The sequence below is a fragment of the Mycolicibacterium lacusdiani genome (assembly GCF_021916785.1).
Lineage (GTDB): Bacteria > Actinomycetota > Actinomycetes > Mycobacteriales > Mycobacteriaceae > Mycobacterium > Mycobacterium lacusdiani.
On the sequence record NZ_JAKCFC010000002.1, the window covers coordinates 424,333 to 446,645 of the forward strand.

16 protein-coding genes and 2 pseudogenes are annotated in these 22,313 nt (G+C 67.3%); 7 read left to right on the plus strand and 11 right to left on the minus strand.

What is annotated here, in order from left to right; all coding sequences use genetic code 11:
* Positions 1-2 precede the first annotated feature (2 nt).
* Positions 3-2,375, minus strand: coding sequence for a xanthine dehydrogenase family protein molybdopterin-binding subunit (locus tag LOK44_RS07005; protein WP_237569279.1), 2,373 nt, complete (start codon positions 2,373-2,375; stop codon positions 3-5).
* A 115-nt stretch (positions 2,376-2,490) separates the two neighbouring features.
* Entirely contained in the window at positions 2,491-3,609 is a 1,119-nt protein-coding gene (locus LOK44_RS07010; protein ID WP_237569280.1) for an XdhC family protein, read from the minus strand.
* A gap of 148 nt (positions 3,610-3,757) precedes the next feature.
* Between LOK44_RS07010 and LOK44_RS07015 the strand changes: the two genes are divergently transcribed.
* From LOK44_RS07015 to LOK44_RS07030, 4 genes and pseudogenes are all read left to right on the plus strand, one after another.
* Complete coding sequence (locus LOK44_RS07015; protein ID WP_237569281.1) at positions 3,758-4,765, plus strand: VWA domain-containing protein; 1,008 nt, start codon at positions 3,758-3,760, stop codon at positions 4,763-4,765.
* A 71-nt stretch (positions 4,766-4,836) separates the two neighbouring features.
* On the plus strand, positions 4,837-5,100 hold the full coding sequence (locus LOK44_RS07020; protein ID WP_163922043.1) for a hypothetical protein: 264 nt from the start codon (positions 4,837-4,839) through the stop codon (positions 5,098-5,100).
* Positions 5,101-5,124: 24 nt separating this feature from the next.
* Positions 5,125-5,418 (plus strand): annotated as a pseudogene (locus LOK44_RS07025) (NAD(P)H-dependent flavin oxidoreductase); the annotation flags it as partial.
* 336 nt (positions 5,419-5,754) lie between these two features.
* Positions 5,755-6,596: pseudogene (locus tag LOK44_RS07030) on the plus strand (phage terminase large subunit family protein); the annotation flags it as partial.
* A 68-nt stretch (positions 6,597-6,664) separates the two neighbouring features.
* On the opposite strand, the gene LOK44_RS07035 reads toward LOK44_RS07030, so the two are convergent.
* A complete protein-coding gene (locus LOK44_RS07035) occupies positions 6,665-7,042 on the minus strand; it encodes a hypothetical protein (RefSeq protein ID WP_237569282.1) in 378 nt (125 codons plus the stop codon).
* Positions 7,043-7,120: 78 nt separating this feature from the next.
* On the opposite strand from LOK44_RS07035, the gene LOK44_RS30175 reads away from it, so the two are divergent.
* On the plus strand, positions 7,121-7,525 hold the full coding sequence (locus LOK44_RS30175) for a DUF7423 domain-containing protein (protein WP_443678099.1): 405 nt from the start codon (positions 7,121-7,123) through the stop codon (positions 7,523-7,525).
* 12 nt (positions 7,526-7,537) lie between these two features.
* Here the strand turns inward: LOK44_RS30175 and LOK44_RS07040 are convergent, their stop codons facing one another.
* The gene (locus LOK44_RS07040; protein WP_237569283.1) at positions 7,538-8,254 is read right to left on the minus strand and encodes a hypothetical protein; all 717 of its coding nucleotides are present in this window, start codon (positions 8,252-8,254) and stop codon (positions 7,538-7,540) included.
* A 1,135-nt stretch (positions 8,255-9,389) separates the two neighbouring features.
* Between LOK44_RS07040 and LOK44_RS07045 the strand changes: the two genes are divergently transcribed.
* Positions 9,390-10,181, plus strand: coding sequence for an NAD(P)H-dependent flavin oxidoreductase (locus LOK44_RS07045; RefSeq protein WP_237569284.1), 792 nt, complete (start codon positions 9,390-9,392; stop codon positions 10,179-10,181).
* A gap of 3 nt (positions 10,182-10,184) precedes the next feature.
* On the opposite strand, the gene LOK44_RS07050 is transcribed toward LOK44_RS07045, so the two are convergent.
* From LOK44_RS07050 to LOK44_RS07060, 3 genes are all read right to left on the minus strand, one after another.
* Positions 10,185-10,649 carry a hypothetical protein gene (locus LOK44_RS07050; protein ID WP_237569285.1) on the minus strand — a complete coding sequence of 155 codons (465 nt, stop codon included), beginning with the start codon at positions 10,647-10,649 and terminating at the stop codon, positions 10,185-10,187.
* Positions 10,650-10,651: 2 nt separating this feature from the next.
* On the minus strand, positions 10,652-12,856 hold the full coding sequence (locus tag LOK44_RS07055; protein WP_237569286.1) for a glycoside hydrolase family 183 protein: 2,205 nt from the start codon (positions 12,854-12,856) through the stop codon (positions 10,652-10,654).
* A 136-nt stretch (positions 12,857-12,992) separates the two neighbouring features.
* Positions 12,993-13,364 (minus strand): hypothetical protein, encoded by a 372-nt coding sequence (locus tag LOK44_RS07060; protein WP_237569287.1) that lies wholly within the window; start codon positions 13,362-13,364, stop codon positions 12,993-12,995.
* 247 nt (positions 13,365-13,611) lie between these two features.
* On the opposite strand from LOK44_RS07060, the gene LOK44_RS07065 reads away from it, so the two are divergent.
* Complete coding sequence (locus LOK44_RS07065) at positions 13,612-14,334, plus strand: GAF and ANTAR domain-containing protein (protein WP_237569288.1); 723 nt, start codon at positions 13,612-13,614, stop codon at positions 14,332-14,334.
* Positions 14,335-14,338: 4 nt separating this feature from the next.
* Here LOK44_RS07065 and LOK44_RS07070 read toward each other — a convergent pair whose 3' ends face one another.
* The 4 genes from LOK44_RS07070 to LOK44_RS07085 all read right to left on the minus strand — a co-directional run bounded on the left by LOK44_RS07070 (position 14,339) and on the right by LOK44_RS07085 (position 22,238).
* Positions 14,339-15,583, minus strand: coding sequence for a sulfotransferase family protein (locus LOK44_RS07070; RefSeq protein WP_237569289.1), 1,245 nt, complete (start codon positions 15,581-15,583; stop codon positions 14,339-14,341).
* Positions 15,580-16,662, minus strand: coding sequence for a DUF1214 domain-containing protein (locus tag LOK44_RS07075; RefSeq protein ID WP_237569290.1), 1,083 nt, complete (start codon positions 16,660-16,662; stop codon positions 15,580-15,582). Before LOK44_RS07075 ends, LOK44_RS07070 begins: the two co-directional genes overlap by 4 nt.
* Positions 16,659-17,258 (minus strand): TetR/AcrR family transcriptional regulator, encoded by a 600-nt coding sequence (locus LOK44_RS07080; protein WP_237569291.1) that lies wholly within the window; start codon positions 17,256-17,258, stop codon positions 16,659-16,661. Before LOK44_RS07080 ends, LOK44_RS07075 begins: the two co-directional genes overlap by 4 nt.
* Positions 17,259-17,369: 111 nt before the next feature.
* Entirely contained in the window at positions 17,370-22,238 is a 4,869-nt protein-coding gene (locus tag LOK44_RS07085) for an Ig-like domain-containing protein (RefSeq protein ID WP_237569292.1), read from the minus strand.
* Positions 22,239-22,313: the final 75 nt, after the last annotated feature.

Below are 22,313 nucleotides of genomic sequence, written 5' to 3' on the forward strand. Positions count from 1 at the left end.
GGTCAGTGGTCCTTTCGTAGGTTCGTTCCCGGGTCGCTTCGCTCGCGCCCTCCGGAAGCTTCGATCAGGTCCACGATCGTGGCGGGGCTTGCGGGAAGTTCGGTGACGGTCACGCCGAGCGGCGCCAGTGCGTCGTTGACGGCGTTGATGACGGCGGGCGTCGCGCCGATGGCGCCGCCCTCGCCGCAGCCCTTGTAACCGCCGACACCGGGTCCGGGAATCTCGACGTGGCCGAATTCCAGCGGCGGGACCTCGGTGGCCGTGGGAAGCAGGTAGTCGACGAAGGTGGAGGACAGTGGGTTGCCGTCGGTGTCGTACGAAAGCTGTTCCAGGAGTGCGCCTCCGATGCCCTGCACCGTGCCGCCGGCGACCTGGCCCTCCACGACGTTCGGGTTGATCATCGGCCCGACGTCCTCGCTCACGATGTAGCGGGTGAGCGTGACGTGGCCGGTGTCGACGTCGACCTCGCAGGTGCACGCGTGCGTCGCGTTGGCCCAGTGGATCATCGCCTGCGACACGAACCGGGCGGTCGCCTCGAGTTGCGTGGCCATGCCGGGCGGGAACTGTGCGGGCTCGTAGTGTGCCCGGTAGGCCAGCTCGGCGAAGCTCACCGACTTCTCGGGGTCGTTGCGCGACAGGGCCTTCGAGTCGCGCAGTTCGATCTCGGACCCGTCGACGCCGAGGGCGTGCGCCGCGAGCGTGACCAGTTGTCCGCGCACCGCGGTACCGGCCTCGTTGACCGCACCGGCGGTCATGGGACCGCTGCGACTGCCCTGGGTGCCCGCGCCGTACGGGGTGACGGCGGTGTCACCCTGGATGGTGTGGACGTCTTCGACGTTGGCGCCCAAGGCATCCGCGGTGAGCTGCACGACGGTGGTCTCCAGGCTGTTGCCGGTGGAGCCGCCATTGACGTAGACGTTGATGGTGCCCGACGGCTCGATGCGGATGGTGCAGCCCTCGTGTCCGAGGTAGCCGGTCGCTGCCGCCGTGGGTTCGATGTAGGCCGAGAAGCCGAGGCCGATGTAGCGGCCCTGGGCGAGTGCCTCGGCCTGCTCCTTGCGGAAGCCCTCGTGGTCGAGGATCTTGACGGCCTGCTCGAAGGTGTCGGCGGGTGCGACGTTGTCGTACGGCATGCCGTTGGGGTTGACGTACGGCATCTCGTCGCCGCGCAGGATGTTGATGCGACGGAGTTCGACGGGGTCCATGCCCATCTTGCGTGCGCCGATGTCGATGAGGATCTCGCGGGCCAGGGTCTCGTACTGCCACGGGCCCCGATATGCGTGCAGGCCAGCGGTGTTCGAGAAGACCGTCTTGTAGTTGAAGCTGGCCTTGGGCACCCGGTACGGGCCGGGGAAGAACATGCCGATCGCGGCGGTGGTGAGCACGGGGTAGGGAGTGGGGTAGGCGCCGACGTCCTGAATGAAGTCGATGTCGGCGGCCATGATCTTGCCCTCGTCGTCGAAGGCCATCCGGACGGTGCCGTCGACGTGCCGGGACTGACCCGCCGACATCAGGTTCTCCCTGCGGTCCTCGATCCACTTGAGCGCCGCGGGCACCTTGCGGGCCGCCAGCATGATGCACATGTCCTCGCGCATGGGCACGACCTTCTGGCCGAACCCGCCGCCCGTGTCGCGCATGATCACCCGCACGCGCTGTGCGGGTAGTCCGAGGAGTCGGGCGCAGAACGCCCGCAACTCGTGCGGCGTCTGGGTGGACGCCCAGAGCGTGAGTTCGCCTGCGGCGGCTGACCATTCGACGACGAGTCCGCGGGTCTCGATGGGCACCGGCACGTACATCTGCTGATAGACGCGTTCGGACACGACGGTGGGTGCCGAGGCGAACAGCTCCTCGTCAGGCGGCATGCCGCCCATGCCGCCTGCGACGTTGTCGGGGTACTCGTCGTGGACCACGACGCCGGACTCCGGTGAGGTGCGGAAGTCGGCGAGGGCGGGCATCGGTTCGTAGTCGACGTCGACGAGGTCGACCGCGTCCTCGGCGACGTAGCGGTTCTCGGCGACGACAAGCGCGACCGGATCGCCGACGAACTTGACGACGCCCTCGGCCAGCGGCGGTCGCGGAGTGTCGGGCACGTCCTTGCCTGCGACGGCATGCCATGCCTCGACGACCTCGCCGTTGAGGTCGGCAGCGGTGAAGATCGCACGCACGCCGGGCAGTGCCAGTGCCGCGGAAGTGTCGATGTTCGCGATCCGCGCGTGCGCGAAGGGGCTGCGGACGAAGCAGGCGTGCAGCATGCCGGGGCGCTGCACGTCGTCGACGAAGGTGCCCTTGCCGGTCAGCAGGCGGGTGTCCTCGACCCGGGCCATGCGGGTGCCTGCGTAGCGCGCGGCGACTACTTCCGGCGTACTCGTGGTCATGGGCTGCTCCCTGGTCACTTTCGCGGGTAAGTGGTGCGCATCACATCGGCGGGCAAGCTTCGTTATCGTACAAGAGAAGCCGAGTATCAAAAAGAGAGAGTGGCGTTACCGCAGGTTAGTCGTGGTGGATCCGGCCGGGAATGTCGGCCAGCGGCTGTCCGCCGCCGCCCCAGCGACGCGCAATGATCTCGCCGACGATCGACACCGCCGTCTCCTCCGGCGTACGAGCGCCGAGATCGAGGCCGATGGGGCTCGACAGCCTGCCGAGCTCGGCGTCGGTCAGGCCCACCTCGCGCAGCCGCTCGACCCGGTCGTGGTGCGTGGGACGCGATCCCATCGCGCCGACGTAGCCCACCTCCGGCAGGCGCAGGGCCACCTCGAGCACGGGCACGTCGAACTTGGGGTCGTGGGTCAGCACGCAGATGGCGGTCCGGCCGTCGAGTTCGCCGAGTTCGGCTTGGGCGGCTAGATATCGATGGGGCCAGTCGACCACCACCTCGTCGGCGGCGGGGAACCGCGCGGGCGTCGCGAAGACGGGTCTGGCGTCGCACACCGTGATGCGGTAGCCGAGCAGGGCGGCCTGGCGCGTGAGCGCGGCGGCGAAGTCGATCGCACCGAACACGATCATGCGGGGCCGCGGCGCGTGGCTGGCGACGAACACCTCCATGCCCTCGCCTTGGCGCTCGCCGTCGGCGCCATAGACCAGGACGTCGGTGCGGCCGGCTGCCAGCAGACCCCTCGCGTCGTCGGCGACTGCCGCGTCCGCGCGCGCCGAACCGAGCGATCCGTCGACCGTCGTCGTACCGACCACCAACCGTCGGCCCACGCGTTCTGCGTCCGTATGGCTGATCACCGTCGCCACCGCGACGGGTCGGTGCGCGGCGATGTCGTCGGCGACGGCGGCGAGTTGCGGGAAGGTCTCCGCCGACAGCGGTTCGGCGAAGATGTCGATGATCCCGCCGCACGTGAGCCCAACGGCGAAGGCGTCGTCGTCGGTGATGCCGTAGCGCTGCAGTTGCCCCCGGCCGGTCCGGACCACCTCCCCGGCGAGTTCGTACACCGCGCCCTCGACGCAACCGCCGGACACCGATCCCGCGACCGAGCCGTCGGGGGCGACCACCATCGCCGCCCCCGCCGCCCGTGGCGCTGACTTGATGGTGCGCACGACGGTGGCGAGACCTGCCGTGCCTCCGGTCCGCCACACGGCGAGCAGCTCGTCCAGGACATCGCGCACAGCAGGAGTCTATGTGCGCGCCGGCGCCCGGGCAGGACCGGACCTGAGCGACTGCACAGCGCGCGTGGCGCCTCGTCATCCCGGCAGTCGGTCGCAGGCTTTGTACTCTCGGTCAGGGATCCGCATTGATCAGTCGAAGGGAAGCGTCGTGAATCTGCCCGTATTGGGCGAGCTGCCACTGTCGGGCTTCGCCCACGCGTGGTTCTTCCTCTTCCTGTTCGTAATCGCGGGCCTGGCCGTCCTCTACGTCTCGATTCAGCGCAGCCGACAGCGGCGCCTCGCGCGATTCGCCGACAGCGACATGATCGGCCGCATCTCCGCGGCGCCGCAGAACCGGTGGCGGCACCTGCCCGCCGTGCTCGTCGCCGTGGCCCTGGTCTTCTTCACGATCGCGATGGCGGGCCCCTCGCTCGACCGCAAGCTCCCACGCAACCGCGCCGTCATCATGCTGGTGATGGACGTGTCGACCTCGATGAACGCCACCGACGTGCCGCCCAATCGTCTGAAGGCCGCGCAGGAGGCGGCAAAGAAGTTCGCTGACGAACTCACCCCAGGGGTCAACCTCGGGCTCATCACCTACGCTGCGAACCCCACGATGCTCAGTTCGCCGACGACCAATCACGACGCGACGAAGGTCGCGATCGACAAGATGCAGGTGGCCGAGCGCACCGCCACCGGCGAGGCGATCTTCGCCGCACTGCAGGCGATATCGACTGTCGGCGCCGTGATCGGCGGGGGAGAGGGCCCGCCGCCCGCACGCATCGTGCTGTTCTCCGACGGCAAGGAGACCACCCCGGCGAATCCGAACAACCCCAGAGGTGCGTTCACCGCCGCCCGCGCCGCCAAGGACCAGGGCATCCCGATCTCGACGATCGCGTTCGGCACCCCCGACGGCAAGGTCGAGGTCGACGGATCCGAGGTCGAGGTGCCCGTCGACGACTCGACGATGAAGGAGGTGGCGCAGCTGTCCGGCGGCACCTCCTACACCGCCGACGACACGGCGGAACTCAACCAGATCTACGACACGCTGCAGGACCAGATCGGCTATGAGACGATGCGCGGCGACGCCAGCACCGGCTGGCTGCGGCTGGGCGCGTTGGTGCTCGCGGTGGCGGCGATCTCGGCGGTCCTCCTCAATCGCAGATTGCCGTTGTGAGTCGGTCCGTTTCGTTTGCGGCGCGCCCGGGTATCAGAGCTGCGCCCCACCCGAACCGGAAGGACCACATGATGAGCAAGCCAGGTCGCGGCGACGTCGACGATCCCATGAACGAGGCGATGTCCTCGACTGGCTTGCTGTTGATGTTCGCCGCCGTGATCGGATTCGTGATGGGCCTGGCCGTGTTCGGCATGGGGTCGAGCGGCTTCGCGACCCTCGTTCTGGTCGCCGCGCTGGCCAGCTTCTGCGCCAGCCTGGTCTGCTTCATGGCCGACGCGCAGCGCGAGGACGCGGCCGACGCCGCGCTTCCGTTCCCCAGCATGCTGAGGCGTTGACCCGGCGCACGTCATGATGGGTTCGTGCGCAACCGGATCCAGACCCTCCTAGGCGTCCGCTACCCCGTCGTCCAGGCGCCGATGACGTACATCGCGCGGGCCGAACTGGCCGCGGCGGTGTCCGAGGCGGGCGGCCTCGGGATGCTCGAGACGCTGACTCCCGAAGGGCGCGAGGACCTTCACCGCGTCCGTTCCCTGACCGATCGGCCGGTCGCGGCCAACTTGATGATCCAGGGATGGAAGCGGGACCCGTCGATCGTGGACGTCCTCGCCGAGGCAGGGGTGCGGCACGTGTTCACCTCCGCAGGCGATCCGGCGCATTCGTCCGCTGCGGAACTCGTTCAGCACCCTCTTCCGACGCGCCGCGGAATCAGCCTCCGCCGCGTCCTTCACCGGATCATCAATCACCATCAAATCGCTGCCGAACCCCGTCACACCGGCGGGTCGCTTCCACCTCAACCGTTCGGCTGAGAACGCAGCGCGCCAGATAGGCGGCCCAAGGGCGAACTCCCGCGCCGCGGTCATCACCCGCCGGCACACCGGTCACTCCTTGTTGGCGAGTCGGCTCACACGCTGAGGCGACACGTCCAACAGCTCCGCAACGTCCCGCACGGGAACCCCGTGCGTGGTCAGCCAGTGCGCGTACTCCTGGGCGTCGCGGAGCATCTCCTGCCGGATGCGTTGGGGCGTCGGCCGGGTGCGGTGATGACGTCGGCGTTGGGCTACACCGAGGCGCACTACGCGGCGATGCGCCGAACTAGTGGTGAGAGGACGTGGTATTCGATGTACATGGGGGTGCCGTCGGCGCCGCAGGTGGGTTGATCAAGGCGTCGTGGCTGGATCAGTGGCTGTTGGCGGCGGCTCCGGCGCGGCCGTTGTTGACGGTGGTGGGGGTGGATCCGTCGGACAGCGGTAAGGGTGATGCGTGTGGTTTGGTGGCGGCGTCGATGACGGGTGACGGTGTGCGGGCGTTGATTGCGGATGAGTCGGCGCCGACGACGTCGGATGAGTGGGCGCGGGCCGCGGTGAAACTCGCTGTGGAGGTGGGGGCCAGCGCGATCGCGGTGGAGGGGTTCAGCGCGCGGGAGACGTACACGCGGATGGTTCGGGATGCGATCGCCCGGGCGGAGGTGGGGCGACCGATCAAGGTGTCATCCTGGCCGCCGAAGGGCAGCGGTCGTGGTGGTGGTGACGCGGTGGCGCGCAGTGGTGCTCTGCTCAAGGCGCTCGAGGTCGGCACGGCCAGGTTGGCCGGCCACTTCCCGTCGTTGGAGGAGCGGGCGGTGTTGTTGCAGGCGGGGCAGCATCAGCCAGACTCGTTGGCGGCGTGGGTCGTTGCGGACGATGTGCTCAGTCACGCGGTGGGTGCGGAGTGGTCGTTCGCCGCGCCGTCAGAGCTGGATGGTCTGACATTGGGGCAAAACGGTTTCACGCCGATGTCACAGCGCGGTTCGGTGACGCGCATCGACGATTGGATGTCGCAGCGGGTGGGGTAGCCGTGTCGGCTGGCGGGTCTATCTTCCGCGGCATGGCCCCGGAATGTGTCGATAAACTGCGACCTGCGTCATGGGGCAAGCCAGCTGATCAACGCCCATGAGATGCCCAGCGAACCGCTAACGAAGACAGTCCAAGGCAACGCTCGGACAACGTACGCACCCAGTCGTCGATTGAAGGGTTGCGCGGCAAACCAGGCGCGGCCGAACTGATCACGCGGGACCATGAATCGCGCGTTAGTTACGGCGCCGACGAGTGCTGCCAGGAACAGCGACAGGACGATCGAACCGATGACCACCAGGACGTTTACCGCGAAGTTGTCGCTGGTGGGGGGCGGGATGGTTCCGGCGCCGAGGCCGAAAGCGTAGATAATCGCGGCGACGATGAGCGCCGACACAGCACTCTTGGTGACGTCACGCCAGAATTGCTCGTCGCGGAACCACTGCACGGGTCGCCCCCACCGGGAAAGCAGCAGACGTCTAATCAGACGTTCGGTGGGCGGAGGCGGAACCGGCGGCATACGAAGATGATCCAGCTCGCATCACGGAATGTGTTCTGGGACACGCCGACAGGCAGAACCAGGCTTGCGCTGCACGTGTACGCAACGTTTGTTCCGAGCCCAGGACGCGTTCCGTCGCGACGTCGTGATGATACGACCGTGAGCGTTCCAGCCCCGGCAGGAGATTCGCGCTTAGTGGCGTTGTGGGATGCTGCGCTGGCGCTTGCGTTGGGCGTGTGTGTGGGGCGGCCGCAGTCAGCGCGGACGGTTGGCAGGGTGTCGACGTTGGTCGATGAACTCAGGCGGCGTGGTGTGTTCGACGAGTTACTCGCACGCTCGAACCCGACCTGGCGGGCGCGATCCGCATGTTGGATCGGGCGGGCAGCGCTGGGCGCGGACCGGACGGCGCTGACCATGCCAGTGGCCCAGTAAGCGCGGCGGCTGCTAGGCCAGCATTGTCTTGACGGTGTATTTGAGCTGATATTCGAACGACACCAGAGTGCAGAACGCACCATCTTGCGGGTCATAGTTCACGCTGACGAGGATCGGTTCTTCGTCGTGCGTGACGCCGAGGTACTTTGATGTCAGATTGGCCGGAACCCCCGGCGGGGGCTTGGGGAGGGTCACCATGTGTGTGCTTCGAAACTGCCGGTAGTTGCGTTGGCCCAGATTGCCGGGCCCGAAGTCGGAGATGGCGACCAGGCTTGCAGTGTCGTACGGCAGTGGTTCGAGAGCGGGCATCGGGCACAGGTGGCCGTGGAGGTAGACGAAGTCGTCGACGGCCACCCCGGGCGGTGGGGATGCGTAAAGCGTTTTGAGCACGGGTTTCGACAGTCGCGCCCGTGGCTTGAAGTGGCCTGGCCAGAAGAGTTCACTGTCGGTGGTGAGCATGCCGGTCCCTGGCAATGCCCATCCTCGCCCGACGAGGCGCAACTGCGTTCTCGACATACTCCAACGTGATTGAGGCAAGGGTCTTTCGACAATGGGTAGGGGGCTATGCCCGCGCTGGCGGAGAAACTGGCCGACCTCGGCTAGGTCGGTTGCGATGCGCTCCGATGCGCTGGCTTTGGCTGCGAGCGCCTTGGCATGGGCATTCTTGGCTGTCTCCGTCGCCTTACTGAGGTCGTCCCCCATGGCTGCCAGGTCGTCGGCGAATCCCATGTCGAAAAAGTAGCTGGGACGGTGTGTAGTGACAAGCCATTGTCACGGTGTTGCTGGGGTTCTTGGAGTATTCGGTGGCGAGCCGCCTCAGCTGTTTCGGCGCTTTCGGGGCCGAGCCCCATTGGACGGACGCCTTGGAACAGTGCCGGATTCTGGCTCAGTCGGACGTTTAGACCGCAGTCCTGCGCGGATTGCTTCTGGGGAGAGCTGCACAGGAGTGGGAGACCACTGGAATTCTCTACTCGTTAAGGGCAGCGGAAGACTTGCGTCTGCAGGGAGTGCACGATATTGCTCTGCTAGGGACGAGACAGCACGGTAGGTATCGAACGACTGAGCGCGGGTTGCCACCCGGAGAACGTTGCGCAGTGTTTTACGAACGTCGTCGAGCGAGGGGACCAGGAGGTAACCCCCGACGATCGCAACCTCGGCTTGAATAACTCGCTCGGTGTCGTCGGCATGGGCAGCTCGAGCGCTGGCGTGTCTGAACTCATGTATCGCCAACTGCGCCAACTTGCTTCTGGCGTCGTCGGTTCGCCAACTGTCGGACGCGTCGTCAACCCACCGTCTTCCCACGATCATGTGAGTCGCGTACTCGAATTGCCAGGACGACTCGACGGCCGCTCTCCTGGCGGTGTCTGACACTACTGGCGCGATCTCGACGACTGTCTCGTTCGTGACCTCCCCGCCGCTATCTGCGGTGACCATTGCTCCACGGTCGGCCCACACACTTACCGGCAGATTCTGGAGGAGTGCGTTCGTTACGCCGCCCGCCAAGTCGGCGAAGTCGTTGCCGTCGAATTCACGGTGAAGGAGCCATTGTCGTACGACGGCGCCAGCCCCCAGCGCCTGCAGGTCGAGGATGAGCTTCGAAAGCGCCACGGCCAACCCTAACGGCGCCTAGACGTCACCGGGTGGGGGTAAGACGAGAATGTCCGCGGGGGTGGAAAGGGCTCCGTCATCGACCCCACGTCGCCCACGATGGAGTATCGACGCGAGCGGTGTCGGGGGGTTCCTGTCTATCACGCGCCGCGTGACGCTGGCTGGAAATTCGTATGCGTGACGGCGCCGCAGCGGTGGGGAGCCGGACGCGCACATCGTCGACGCGGTGTTGTCGTCGCCGAAAGCGTCGCGGCGTATGACGCAGCTCCCGATCGAGGACCGGGCCTGGTTAGTCTCGGGGCTGACGCTGCGGGTGTTGACGGCCAAGGACATCGCCGAACGCCTCGGGTGCTCGTTGCGGCTGGTGCGGGCGATCCGCGCGGAGCCAATCACGCACGTGTTCACCTCCGCGGGCGATCCGGCGCTGTTCACCGCCAGGCTGCACGACGCGGGCATGAAGGTCGTCCACGTCATCGGATCCCTGAAGGCGGCGCACAAGGCCGCCGACGCCGGCGTCGACGCACTGGTGGTCGAAGGCGTGGAGGGCGGCGGGTTCAAGTCGGCACTCGGCGCCTCGACGATGGTGTTGCTTCCCCTGGTCGCCGAACGGGTGAACCTGCCGATCATCGCGGCCGGCGGCATGTGCGATGCGCGTTCTGCGGCAGCCGCTTTGGTGCTCGGAGCCGAGGGCGTGCAGATGGGGACGCGGATGCTCGCGAGCCTCGAGTCGGCGGTGCACGTCGGGTTCAAGGAAGCGATCGTGGCGGCCGACGATGCGGGCACCGTGTTGCTCGACGTCCCCGGCAATCCGACCATGCGGGTGTTGCGGACCGGTCTGGCGGCCCGGGTGTCCGCGGCGGACCCGGACGCACGACTGCTCGGTCAGGTCACCGAGTTGTACTTCGGTGGCGACATGGAGGCCAGCGTCGCGAACACCGGCCAGGTCTCGTCGCGGATCCTCGACCTGCTGCCAGTGGAGCAGATCGTGCGCGAGACGTGGGCAGGCATCGAGTCCCACCTGGACGTCGCCCGCGCGCGGCTCGGGTGAGGATCAGTCAGAGTGCTTCTGCCACAGACAATCACCGCTCATGTCGATGGTGAGCAGCCGCGGCAGCACCTCCACCCGAAGCGGCTGCCCGACGCCTCCCTCGTCGACGCGGGGCGGACCGTCCACCTTGCCGTAGGTGACGGTGGTCTGCCGGGCGCTGCAGCGGTCGCCTGCGGTCAGCGGGGTGGCCGTCCAGACGCCGGGCTCGATGGCCGGGTTGGGCCTGGCGCCGCCGTACAACGTCATCGACGGGCCGTCGCTGACCCAGCGGTCGCTGAACGGGTAGGGATCATCGACGCCCAGCCAGCGCCCACCGTCGCACCGTAGTGGCGCCTCGGCGCCGGCAGGCCAGGTCATCGCGCCGGCGAGGTCGCTAGTGCATGGCGGGGGAACGGCGGGCTCGGCCGACGCCGTCGCCGTCGGTGTCACGATGGCGGCGGCGACGATGGCGATCGCAGACCAGCGCACGACTACACCTTGGTCAGGTCGGTCTTCATCAACATGACGTTGTACTCCGACCACAGCGACAGGTTCCAGTACAGGTCGCTTCCGGTGCCCATCGTCGACGGCGACCACGGGTGCATCATCGGGGCGTAGATGCCACCGGGCTGCTGGGTCATCAGGACCTTCGCCTCGGACCAACCGCCCTGCGGTGTATCCGACGTGCGCATGACGATGTTGTTCGACTGGTCGCCGTACATCGCGACGTACTTCTTCAGCGTCTTGTTGTACTGGACCGAGAACTCACTGACCTGGCTGCCCGGCTTGGTCGCGCCGCAGGCACCCTGCTCGGCGCCGCCGAAGATCGCGGTGGCCTTCGCGGGCTGGCCCTTGTACCACCCGGCCTTGGTGGCACCGATGCCGAACCATCCGCCTGCGGTGCCCTTGCTGTAGTACTCGTACTTGGACACGTCGAGGATGTCCTTCTCGGCGACGCGCGAGATGTAGGCCGCGCCCTGCCTGCCGTTCGGCGTCCCGTAGGAGTACACGTAGCCGTCACCGGGACGCACGAACGCGGCCTGCTGGAAGTTGGCGTTGCCGCTCCAAGAGTCGTTCATCCGGACCGATTGCGGCGCGACGTACCAGTTCTCACCGTTGTCTTCTGAGTACGCGATCGCCGAGTAGTTGGTGGTCCAGCGGCCAGCGGCGCCCCACTGCTTGACCGACATGAAGCTCAGGTACTGGGTGGCACCGAACTGGGTGCCGGGCGTCGGGACCGAGATGCCTGCGGTCGGGATCAGCGTCACGCCGGCGGGCAGGCCCGCGGGCAACCGTTCGGGCAGGATGATCTGGCGCGCGTAGTCCGACTGCCACAGCGGCGAGCCGCCGAACATGTTGCCGTTCAGCCACTGTCCGTCGGGGACGGCCAGCCCGTCGGCCAGGGTGAGATCCGAACTGCGGAACAGCGTGTTCAGCCGCCACGTGCCCGTCATGTTCGGCCCACCAAAGGTGTCACCGAACGCGATGAGAACCTGGTGCTCGTTGATTGGAGTGGTCGGGTCGTCGGCGATGCCGTTGTCCCACATGGTGCCGATGTCGGTGCCCCACATACCGTATCGGGCGTAGGTGTTGTTCGGCTGGAAGTTGCCGGTGACCCAGTCGACGAAGCTCGTCGACGGGCTGATCTGCGCGCCGGGGACGGGGAACCCGGGCCGCGCGGGCACCGCGGCTGCCGCGGCGAGGGCGAACGGCTGAGCCAGGGCGAGGCTGGTCGCGGCCAGGCTGGTGGTCTGGGCGGCCGCGGCCGGGTTGCTCAGGCCGAGCGCACCGGTGACCGCAGACACGAAGGTGTCGATCTCGCGGCGGGCGAAGGCCAGCAGGGTCCAGGCAAGAGGGGGTTCGGCCGGGGTGGCCGGTGCGGTGCCAGCCAGTGGGCCGAGCACCCAGTTGACGACACTGGAGAGTACGTTGCCCACGACTTGGAGCGGATTGGGGGCGGACGCGGGCGCAACCGCGACGGATGCCGGGGTGACGGAAGCCGACGTGACGGCGGCGGCGGCGATCTGTGCAGTCGACTGAACCTTCGCCGCCAGCGCAGTCGCTGCCGGTTCGGTGTCGTTCTTGGCCTTCGGAGTCGCCGCGAGTGCGGCGGGAGCCTCGGTTCCCGACTCGGCTGCCGTAGGGGTCTTGGTCGGCTTCGGCGTCGCGGTGGGTGTCTTGGAGGCTCCTCCGCCGTCGTTGTCGTCGGCTGCGGGCGTCGGCTCGGGCGTCGGCTCTGGCTTCGGCTCGACCGTGGGTTCCGGAGTCACGGTGGGCGCCGACTCGGCCGTAGGTTCCGGTGTGGCGGTGGGTGCCTGCTCCGCGGTGGGCTCGGGCTCGGGGGGCTTGATGGCCGTGCCGTTGGACGACGATCCGGTATTGGTCTGCGCGCTCACGACCCCGGCGGGCGCGGGCCCCGAGCCGGTCGTCGTATCGGTCGCCTTCGAATCGGTGGCCGTGGACGTCGAGGTAGACGTCGGCGTCGTGGAAGCGGTCCCGGACGTGGTGTCCGTGGTCGAGGCGGCGGGGCCCGTGTCGGGCCCCTCGCCACTCGATGCGCCCTCAGACGATGAGGTATTCGTATCGCCACCGCCGTCATCAGCGAACGCGACGCCGTGTCCGGTGACGACCGCCGTTCCCACGCCCAGCGCGACCGCTAGGCCGCCGACGCGACCGATGTAGTTGGAAGCACCCATGACGTCCCCTTGCTCAGACCAATCACCTCACCCCCCGACTGCCGATTGAACTCCTCTATCGGCGTGGAGGTGCGCAAACCCGAGGATTGGCCTCAGCGCTCACTCGCGATGTTCTTCGTCACAGGAGACACAGGTGTTACCGGGGTGGTGCGCCCATCTCGGCAATGGCGTCTTCGTAGAGGTCGATCGCCTCGGACAGTCCGTCGCCCACCCAGGCGTCGACGACCCCGACGCGGTCGGCGACCAACTGGACGCGGGTCAGCCAGACCTCGAACTCGTGATCGGTGCGTAGCGCCTCTACCTGGTCCTTTGATCCTTGAATCAGGATGAAGCCGCCGAGTTCGGTGCTCTGCGGACGCAGGATGGCGACGTCGAAGCGCTCGATTCGCCCTGCATCGCGCAGTGTGTCGAGATAGCCCGAGGCGGTCTCGCGCAGCAAGTCCAATGCCTGCCGTTCCCGCCCGCGGGCGGGAATTCCCCATGCCACCCAGATACCCGCTTCAGACATCGGTTGCCTCCTCGACGTCGAACCTATCGGCGTCGCGGCGAACCGATCGGCCGACACTCTGACGCCATGCGATACGACCTAGGAAGTTTCAAGATTTCCCATTCTTGGGTATTGAATGGACGTCGCGGCGCTCTCGAACGGAAGCTGGTCAGGCGAAGCGCCCAGTACTTGAGCACCAGGTACGCAGCGTCCGGAAGGGCGCAGCCGCGAACGACCTAGCCTGCACGAACCAAGCGAGTGATGCCCGATGTCCGACCAGGATTCTCAGATATCAGCCGACCCGACGCGCCACGTGCTCGCGTCCACCCTCGGCAATCTGGCCGTGCAGATGCGGGAGCTGCGCGATTCGGAGTCCGTGCTAGAGGTCCTCTCAACCGCCGCGGTGGACATCGTGCCCGGGTCGCGATGGGCGTGCCTCTCACTCGTGGCGGGCCGAAAGGTCCGCTCGCATGCCCCCAGTGATGAGGTTTCTGCCCGGCTGGATCAGATGCAGATGGATCTCGGCGAGGGACCGGTCTTCGACGTGCTCCGAGAGCACCGGACCGTCCACGTCGAGGACCTGTCCGCCGAGTCGCGCTGGCCGCACTTCGCGCGAGGTGCCGTCGAGTTCGGTGTGCGCAGCATGTTGTCGTTCCGGCTGTTCATCTCGACCGAGAACCTCGGCGTGCTGAACCTGTACTCGGACACGCCACACGCCTTCAGCGACGAGTCGCTTGCAGTCGGCAAACTCCTGGCCCAGCACGCCGCCGTGGCGATGAAGGGTGTCGCCACCGAAGAGCAGCTCCATGGGGCGGTCGCCAGCCGCGACATCATCGGTCAGGCCAAGGGCATCCTGATGAACCGTGACAACCTGACGGGTCTGCAGGCGTTCGCGACGCTCATCCGGGCGTCGCAGGAGACGAACGTCCGCCTGGCCGACGTGGCGAGGCTGTTGGTGTCCGACCACGAAGCGGCGGTCGCGGGCGACTAGCCCGTCACGCGTCGACGAACCGCTCCCGGTACCCGCGAAAGGCGTCGGCGACCTCGGCCGGGCGGAGCCCCAGCACCGTCGGGTCGTAGACGACCCCGCCGTGGCGTCCGCGGGGGTGCTCGGCGCAGAAGGCCGACATCGATTCCCGCGCCCGCGCGTCGTATGGCTGGCCGGCGAGGTCGTAGATCGCGGCGACGGTGCCCTGTTCGTCGGCCATGAAGTCCTCGAACCGCACGTCGATCGATTGGTCCCGCGGTAGTACGTCCCGGTCGCGCAGGCAGCCGCCCAGTAGGTCGTCGGCGCGGCCCAGCCAGTAGCGCGAGACGGCGATCGGGTCGGGCCGCTCGCACGCCATCCGCGACGCGTAGCTGATCATCGTGGCCATCGACTGCGTCACCGCGACCGGGTCGCGATGGGTGACCACGAACGTCGCGTCGGGGAAGGTGGCGAGCAGAGCGGGGAACTGTTCGAGGTGCTGCGGTGACTTGAGGACCCATCGTCGGCCGCCGCGCAGCCACTGCAGTGCCTGCAACGTGAGCTTCAGGTAGGCGTACGACGAGGTCTGATCGTGCGCCTTGTAGTGCGCGGCGAAACCCGGCACCTGGTAGGTGGTTTCGAAGAGCATGCCCGACAGGTCGTTGGCCAGAAGCTGGATCTCCTCGTGGGCGTGGTCGACGGTCATCTCGTGCATCCGCTTGAACTCCGGCATGGAGTCCTCGATGATGTCGAGGCCGGCCGCGCACCGGTCCCGGCGCGGTCGTTCGTCGACGTCGTCGGGCCCGGGGAAGGGCTCGAGGCTCTCCCAGTACGGCAGGTACCGCAATGCGGGATCGGCGGCGATCAGGTTGTGCAAGTGGGTGGTTCCGGTTCGGGGTAGACCGCAGATGATGATCGGCGCCATGACTGGCTCGTCGGTGATCTCGGGGTGCGCGGCGACGAGGGCTTCCAGGCGCAGCCGGTTGATCAGATGGCCGACCAGCTGCTCGAAGACCATCGCGGTGCCGACGTCGGAGAGATGGGCCTGCGTGGTCAACGATTCGCACAGCACGTCGAGGCGTTCGCGGAACGCGGGATCGCCCCAGTCGGCGAGACCGGTGCGCTCGATTGCGGTGTCGAGCAGCGTTTCCGGATTCAGCGTCAGCGTCGCGCCGTAGGCAGCCAGGCCGTCGCGCATCGGGCGTGCCGCGTCCGGGAAGACGGGGTCGGCGAGATCGGTCAGCCTGATGTCGGCGGGCCGTTGCGCAGTCACGCGACGCCCTCGTCGACGGCGACCACCCGGCAGACCGGACGCGACGGGGTGGCCACGGGCAGGAACCAGCGCAGCCAGATGAGGCCTCTTGGTCGACCTGCCGTCGATACCCAGTTCGGGTGTCCGGGGTCGCGTTCAGCGATCACGATGCGCCACGACCCGTCGGCCTCGTAGGTCACCTCGGCGCCGTTGATGGTGGTCCGCTCGGAGCTGAAGTCGAAGGTGTGCAGGAAGGGGTTCCACAGGCACAGGTTCCAGAACACGCAGTCGGGTGAGCTGCCCTCGACGACGAGTGCCTGATCGGGTCGTAAGTCGAAGGCACCCATGGCATATGCCGCGTCGCCAGCTGCCCAACCGTAGGTCTGACTGGGTACCGGGTAGGGCTCGTGGATCTCGTTGGGCGGTTCGAGGCGGGTGGGCAGGAACGACAGCTGTTCGGCGAGCCAGGTGCGTGCCGCCGTGAGCCTGCGGGTCAGGTCGGCGCGGTCCTCGCTGCGGCGTTGGGGAGCGTCGAGTGCCTCGATGGTCCACACCGGACGGCGGTCGGTGGCGCGGTGGTTGACGTAGTCGCGGGTGAGCGCGAAGACCGCGTCGGGTTCCAACGTCAGGCCGGGGCCCTTGGTGGGGTCGGGGCTCATGACGAACTCGAAGTTGCCGTCTGCGTCGAAGTCGAGCGACCTGTCGTTGAGCGTCCCGACGATGCGGTCGGAGTAGTGACCGTCGTCGGGGCCGCCGTAGACGGTCATCGACAGGTAGACGGCGTCGCCGCGATTCCCGCTGACGCGGTACGTCCGGGTGGGATCGATCGGCGCTAGTTGGTAGTAGGCGTCGGAGTTGTCGCCGCCCCACTTGAGGAACGGTGCGATCACGTCGACCAGGCGCGGGCGTTCCTTCTCGTTCCATACGAAGGCATCGACGGCGACGCGCAGCAGGCTGAAGGCGAGGCGGTAGCCGTCGAGCAGGTCTGGCTCGTCCAGGGGTGGCTCGGCATCGAGCATCTTGCGCTCGACGGCCCTGACTTCGTCGAGTAGTCCCGAGAACGCCTGCGAGAGTTCGGTTTGCGTTGGTTCGTTAGTCATCGATCCTCTTTCCTGGTGGCTGCGCCCTGCATGGCGAGGGCGCACATTCGGCCGGCGAGGTCGTCGACGTCCTCGAGAAGCTGCACCTGAACGGCGTAGAGGCTGGTGCCGACCAGCAGCTGCCACAGCATGTCCACGTCGACGTCTCGCGCGACTACGCCCTGGTCGATGCCCGAGCGGACCAGGCCGGCGAACCTGTTGCGCGTGTGCTCGTCGAGGAGTTGCTGCGTCCGTATCGACAGCGCCGGGTCGCGGTGCCGGTCGGCGAGAATGCCCATCGTCGCAGCCGCAACCACGGGGTCACGCCAGAACTCGCACACGGCGCGGACGAAGTCTCGCAGATCGGTCTCGAAATGGCCTGTGCTGGACAGGACGTGGTCGACGTCCGCCTCGCCGAATACCGCATCGAAGACGACGTGGGCCTTGGACGGCCAGCGCCGGTAGATCGTCGGACGGCTCACCCCCGCCTCGCGCGCGATGGCGTCCATCGAGACTTGCTCGTATCCGACGGTCGACAGCAGCGTGCGGGCGGCGGCGAGTATTGCCCGCTGCGTGCGGGGGTCGCGCGGCCTACCGCGAGAGGGTTCCGCCGTCATGGCGCATATCGTTACACGGCGTAACGAAACTCGTGGGAGATTGGCGAACGTCGACTTCTCGTCGCCCATCCGGCCTGGGGGCGACGGAAAGTCGACGTTCGTGTGGGGGCGTCAGGCCACGGTGAGGGTGACGGTGGCAATGGCGCTGTCGGCCTTGCCGTCGTTGACCTTGTAGGTGAAGGAGTCCGTCCCGGTGTAGCCGGCGTTGGGCGTGTAGACGAACGCGAACTGGCTGGCCAAGAACTGAAGGGTGCCGTGCTGGGTGCTCGAGACCAGTGTGGCGGTCAGCGTGTCGCCGTCGGCGTCGGACACCCGGTTGAGCAACGAATAGGCCACGGAGGTGTCCTTGGCGTGTGGAATGGTGTCGTTGGCCGCCACGGGGACGTCTTCGACGGCGGTGACGTTGATGGTGACGGTCGTGAAGGCCGTCTCGGCGGCCCCGTCGCTCGCCTTGTAGGTGAACGTGTCCGTGCCGTTGAGGTTGGGTCCCGGCGTGTAGGTGAAGGACCCGTCGTCGTTGAGCACCAGCGAGCCACGGGTCGGTAGGACGCCGATACTCACGACGGTCAGCGTTTGGCCGTTGGCGTCGGTGTCGTTGCCCAGGAGCCCTGGGCCGTTCACGGTCAGGACTGTGTCCTCGTTGATGGTGTACGAATCTGGGTTACCCACCGGCGCAACGTTGTTCGGATCGGCAATGACGGTGATCGTCACGATGCCCTCGCTGGTCGTCGTGCCGTCGCTGATCGTGTATCGGAACGAGTCCGTTCCGAGAAAACCGGCGTTCGGTCGGTAGGTGAAGCCGCCGCCCGAGAACACGTCGGAGAGCGTGCCGTTTCGAGGTGTGAAGATGGCCGAGATCGCGAGAGTGTTGCCGTCGGGGTCGGTGTCGTTGGCCAACAGGCCCGGTGCGCTGATGGTCAGCGTGCCGTTCCCGACAACGGTGTAGCTGTCGTTCACGGCGGTGGGCCCGTCGTTGACGGGGGTGATCGTGATCGTCACGGTCGCTTCGTTACTGAGTGCACCGGTGTCGTCCTTGACCTTGTAGGCGAAGCCGTCGGCGGTCGCCTCGCTGCCGTTGTTGACGTAGGTGACCGAGCCGTTCTGGTTCACCGTGACGGTGCCTGCCGTGGGCTGTCGGGTGATGACGACGGTGGTGCTGTCCACGGTGCCGTCGCCGTCGGTGTCGTTGCTGATCACCGTGATGGTGGTGGTGCCACCCTCGGCGACGGTCGCGGTGTCGGTGACTGCGACCGGGGCGTCGTTGACCGCGGTGATCGTCATCGTCACGGTCGCTTCGTTGCTGAGCGCGCCGGTGTCGTCCTTGACCTTGTAGGCGAAGCTGTCGGTACTCGCCTCGCTGCCGTTGTTGGCGTACGTGACAGTGCCGTTGAGGTTGACGGTGGCGGTTCCCGAGGTGGGTTGCCGGGTGATGACGACGGTGGTGCTGTCCACGGTGCCGTCGGCGTCGGTGTCGTTGTTGGTCACCGTGATGGTGGTGGTGCCACCCTCGGCGACGGTGGCGGCCTCGTTCGCGGCGATCGGCGGTGTGTTGAGCGCGGCGGTGGTGGAGGAGATCAAGACGGTGTGATTGGCGGCGGCGACTTGGGTGTAGGTGACCCCGGCCGGTAAGACCGGGATGTTGAGCTGCCCGCTTGCGTTCTGCCCGAAGGCGACGACGGTGCCGTCTGAGCGCAGTAGCGCCGAGTTGTAGCGGGCGGCCGCAACGTTGGTGTAGGTCATCCCGGCGGGCAACGCCGGGATGGTGGATTGTCCCCAGCCGTTGTTCCCGAATGCGACGGCGGTGCCATCGGACCGCAGCAGTACCGTGTGGATCTCGCCGGCGGCGACCTGGGTGTACTTGACCCCGGCCGGTAAGGCGGGTACGGCAATTTGCCCCCAGGCGTTGTTGCCGATGGCGACGGCGGTGCCGTCGGAGCGCAGCAGGACCGTGTGCCGTATCCCGATGGCGGCCTTGGTGTAGGTGACCCCGGCCGCCAGCGGGGGGATGGTGAGTTGTCCGTAGTCATTGGTGCCGAAGGCGACCGCGGTGCCGTCGGAGCGCAGCAGCACCGTGCCGTCTTCGCCGGCGGCGACGTACGTGTATTTCATGCCGGCCGGCAGCTGGGGGATGTTGATCTGTCCATACTCGTTGTCGCCAAGACCGATAGCGGTGCCATCGGAGCGCAGCAGCACTGTGTGGTTGTAGCCGGCCGCCACTTGGGTGTACGTGATACCTGCGGGTGGCTGAGGGATGTCCAGCTGCCCGTCGGAGTTGTCCCCGACTCCTACGGCAGTACCGTCGGACCGCAGCAACACCGTGGAAAAGAGGCTGACCGCTACCTGGGTGTAGGTGACCCCGGCCGGTAGAGCGGGGATGTTCGTCTGTCCGTAGACGTTCATCCCGATGGCGGTCACGTTGCTGGCGGTGCCCATGACCAAACTCTTGGCAACGCTTACATTTTGGGTATCGGTGACGGTGACGGTGACCGGCAATTGCGCACCAGGGTGGGCGCTGGCCCAGGTGGGGTCGACGGTCACCTGAAGGTTGCCCCCGGGCAGTTGAGTCACGGTGAGCGGGGTGGCATTCGCGCTGATCACCGTGGTGGTCAGCACGTCACCATCGATGTCGCTGGCGTTCGTCGATACCACCCAGGTGTTACCCGACCCCGGTGTGGATGACACCTGCCCGACGACCGGGGCGTCGTTGACCGGGGTGACGGTGACGGTGACGGTGGCGGTGGAGCCGCCGGTGAGGGTGTAGGTGAAGGTGTCCGTGCCGTTGTAATTCGCCTTGGGGGTGTAGCGCACGGTGGTGCCCGTGAAGGTGACCGAGCCGCCGGTGGGCTGGGTGACCCCCGTGATCGTCTTGGGTCCGGCGTCGACGTCGGTGTCGTTGGCCAGGACGTCGATGAGCGTGGTGCCGCTGTCCTCGGCGACGGTGGTGGCGTCGTTCACCGCCACGGGGCCGTCGTCGACGGCGGTGACTGTGATGGTGGCGGTGGCGGTGGAGCCGCCGTTGAGCGTGTAGGTGAAGGTGTCGGTGCCGTTGTAGTTCGCGTTCGGCGTATAGCTCACAGTCGTGCCGGTGAAGGTGACCGTGCCGTTGGTGGGCTGGGTGACGGCGGTGATGGTCTTGGGTCCGGCGTCAACGTCGGTGTCGTTCGCCAGCACGTCGATCAGCGTCGTGCCGCTGTCCTCGGCGACGGTGGCGGTGTCGTTCACGGCCACGGGGTTGTCTTCGACGGCCGTGGCGGCGACTGTGACAGTGGCGGTGGAGCCGCCGGTGAGGGTGTAGGTGAAGGTGTCGGTGCCGTTGTAGTTGGCGTTGGGGGTGTAGCTCACGGTCGTGCCGGTGAAGGTGACCGTGCCGCCGGTGGGCTGGGTGACGCTGGTGATCGTCTTGGGTCCGCCGTCGATGTCGGTGTCGTTGGCCAGGACGTCGATCGAGGTCGTGCCGCTGTCCTCGGTGACGGTGGCGGTGTCGTTCACTGCTCCGGGGCTGTTGTCGACGGCAGTGACGGTGAGGGTGACGGTGGCTGTGCCGCTGAGCGATCCATCCGTCGCGGTGTAGGTGAAGCTGTCGGTGCCGGAGTAGTTGGCGTTCGGCGTGTATGTGACCCCTGACGCCGTGAAGGTGGTCGTCCCGTTGGTCGCCTGCGTGACGCCGGTGACCGTCAGCGGGTTCCCGTTGGCGTCGGTGTCGTTGCCGAGCACGGCGATGGTGACAGGGGTGTCCTCGAGGATGGTGCGGTCGTCGCCATTGATGATCGGCGCGACGTTGACCCGGTTGAGTGTCACGGCGACGGTGCCCATGGCCGTCGTCGGGCTGAAAGACAGCGGGATGCCGAAGATGTTCCGCCGTGCGCCGGCGTCACTCACGGTGTAGGTGAAGGTGTCGGTCCCGCCGGTCAGCGCATAGGCATCGTCCGGGTCGTAGGTGAAGGTGCCCGTGGCCTGGTCGACGGTGACGGTGCCGTGAGTCGGTCCTCCGACGGCGCCGCGCGCGGGCACGGTGTAGGTCAGCCGGTCGCCGTTGGCGTCGGTGGCGCCGAACGCTATGGGTCCGCTCACCGCGTTGGGGAGTGCCAAGCTGATGGTGACGTTCTGGTTGGGCGCTATCGGCGTCGAATTCGCGAAAGTGCGTTGAAACTCGCGACGCACCCAGGCCAGCACCGCCCACAGCAGCGGGGGTTGGGCAGGCGCGGCGGGGGCGCCGCCGAGGAAGGGTGTCAGGACTGCGTTGACCAACGTGGTGACGATCGACACCGGAATCGCCAGCAGCGCGCTGAGCGGGTCTAGCGCAGGAGCCGCAGGCACCAGTGCCGCCGTGGTCGTGAGAGTCATGCGCTGGCTGAGGGTTTCGGCCGAGGGGCCGGGCTGCTGCGTCGCGTTCGTTGCCGCCTGCAGGCTGCGAGGCGCCGCGGCGGCGGGCTCGGTGGTCGGCTTCGAGGGCGTCGACGCCTCGGGTACGGGTGGCTTCGCCGTCGACGGGGGTGCGGTGTCGGAGCCGGTAGCCGGGCCGGCCGTCGGTGTCTCGGTCCCGGTTGGTTCCGCGGGTGGGGGAGTGTCGGGGGTGACCGGAGTTTCGCCGGTGGGCTCCTCGATGACGACCGGTTCGGTGGTCGGCTCAAGTGACGATGAGGGCTCCGTTGACGGATCGACCGACGTCTGCGTGCTGCTGCCCGTGTTCGTCTGAGCGCTGACGGTGCTCGACGGCGCATCACCGCTCGTATCCTGCGTCCCGGTGGCGGTGGTGTTCGTCGTCGGGTCGGGCGCGGTGACCGTCGGCGCTCCGAGGTTCGACTCCGCAGCCGTTGCACCAGCGGTTCCGGAGGCGGACTCCTGCGAGGAGGCGGCGGTCGACCCGACCGATCCGTCGCCCTCGTCGGCGAGTGCGGTCTGCGGGAAGGCGACGACGGTGCCGACCCCCAGCACCACGGCCAATGCTCCGACACGACCGACGTAGCGGCTGAAACCCATGACTCGACTCCGATTTGCAAGGCTGGCTAAGCAAAACTCACGAGTCACGTTGACGCCGCTGACAATATTTACCCT

Bases quoted from the DNA above. Each gene is read 5' to 3' on its own strand.
- LOK44_RS07065 (WP_237569288.1), top strand. From the start codon at position 13,612: ATGTCCGACCAGGATTCTCAGATATCAGCCGACCCGACGCGCCACGTG.
- LOK44_RS07080 (WP_237569291.1), bottom strand. From the start codon at position 17,258: ATGACGGCGGAACCCTCTCGCGGTAGGCCGCGCGACCCCCGCACGCAG.
- LOK44_RS07085 (WP_237569292.1), bottom strand. From the start codon at position 22,238: ATGGGTTTCAGCCGCTACGTCGGTCGTGTCGGAGCATTGGCCGTGGTG.
- LOK44_RS07040 (WP_237569283.1), bottom strand. From the start codon at position 8,254: ATGGGATTCGCCGACGACCTGGCAGCCATGGGGGACGACCTCAGTAAG.
- LOK44_RS07045 (WP_237569284.1), top strand. From the start codon at position 9,390: ATGACGCAGCTCCCGATCGAGGACCGGGCCTGGTTAGTCTCGGGGCTG.
- LOK44_RS07005 (WP_237569279.1), bottom strand. From the start codon at position 2,375: ATGACCACGAGTACGCCGGAAGTAGTCGCCGCGCGCTACGCAGGCACC.
- LOK44_RS07075 (WP_237569290.1), bottom strand. From the start codon at position 16,662: ATGACTAACGAACCAACGCAAACCGAACTCTCGCAGGCGTTCTCGGGA.
- LOK44_RS07060 (WP_237569287.1), bottom strand. From the start codon at position 13,364: ATGTCTGAAGCGGGTATCTGGGTGGCATGGGGAATTCCCGCCCGCGGG.
- LOK44_RS07055 (WP_237569286.1), bottom strand. From the start codon at position 12,856: ATGGGTGCTTCCAACTACATCGGTCGCGTCGGCGGCCTAGCGGTCGCG.
- LOK44_RS30175 (WP_443678099.1), top strand. From the start codon at position 7,121: ATGATCCAGCTCGCATCACGGAATGTGTTCTGGGACACGCCGACAGGC.
- LOK44_RS07020 (WP_163922043.1), top strand. From the start codon at position 4,837: ATGAGCAAGCCAGGTCGCGGCGACGTCGACGATCCCATGAACGAGGCG.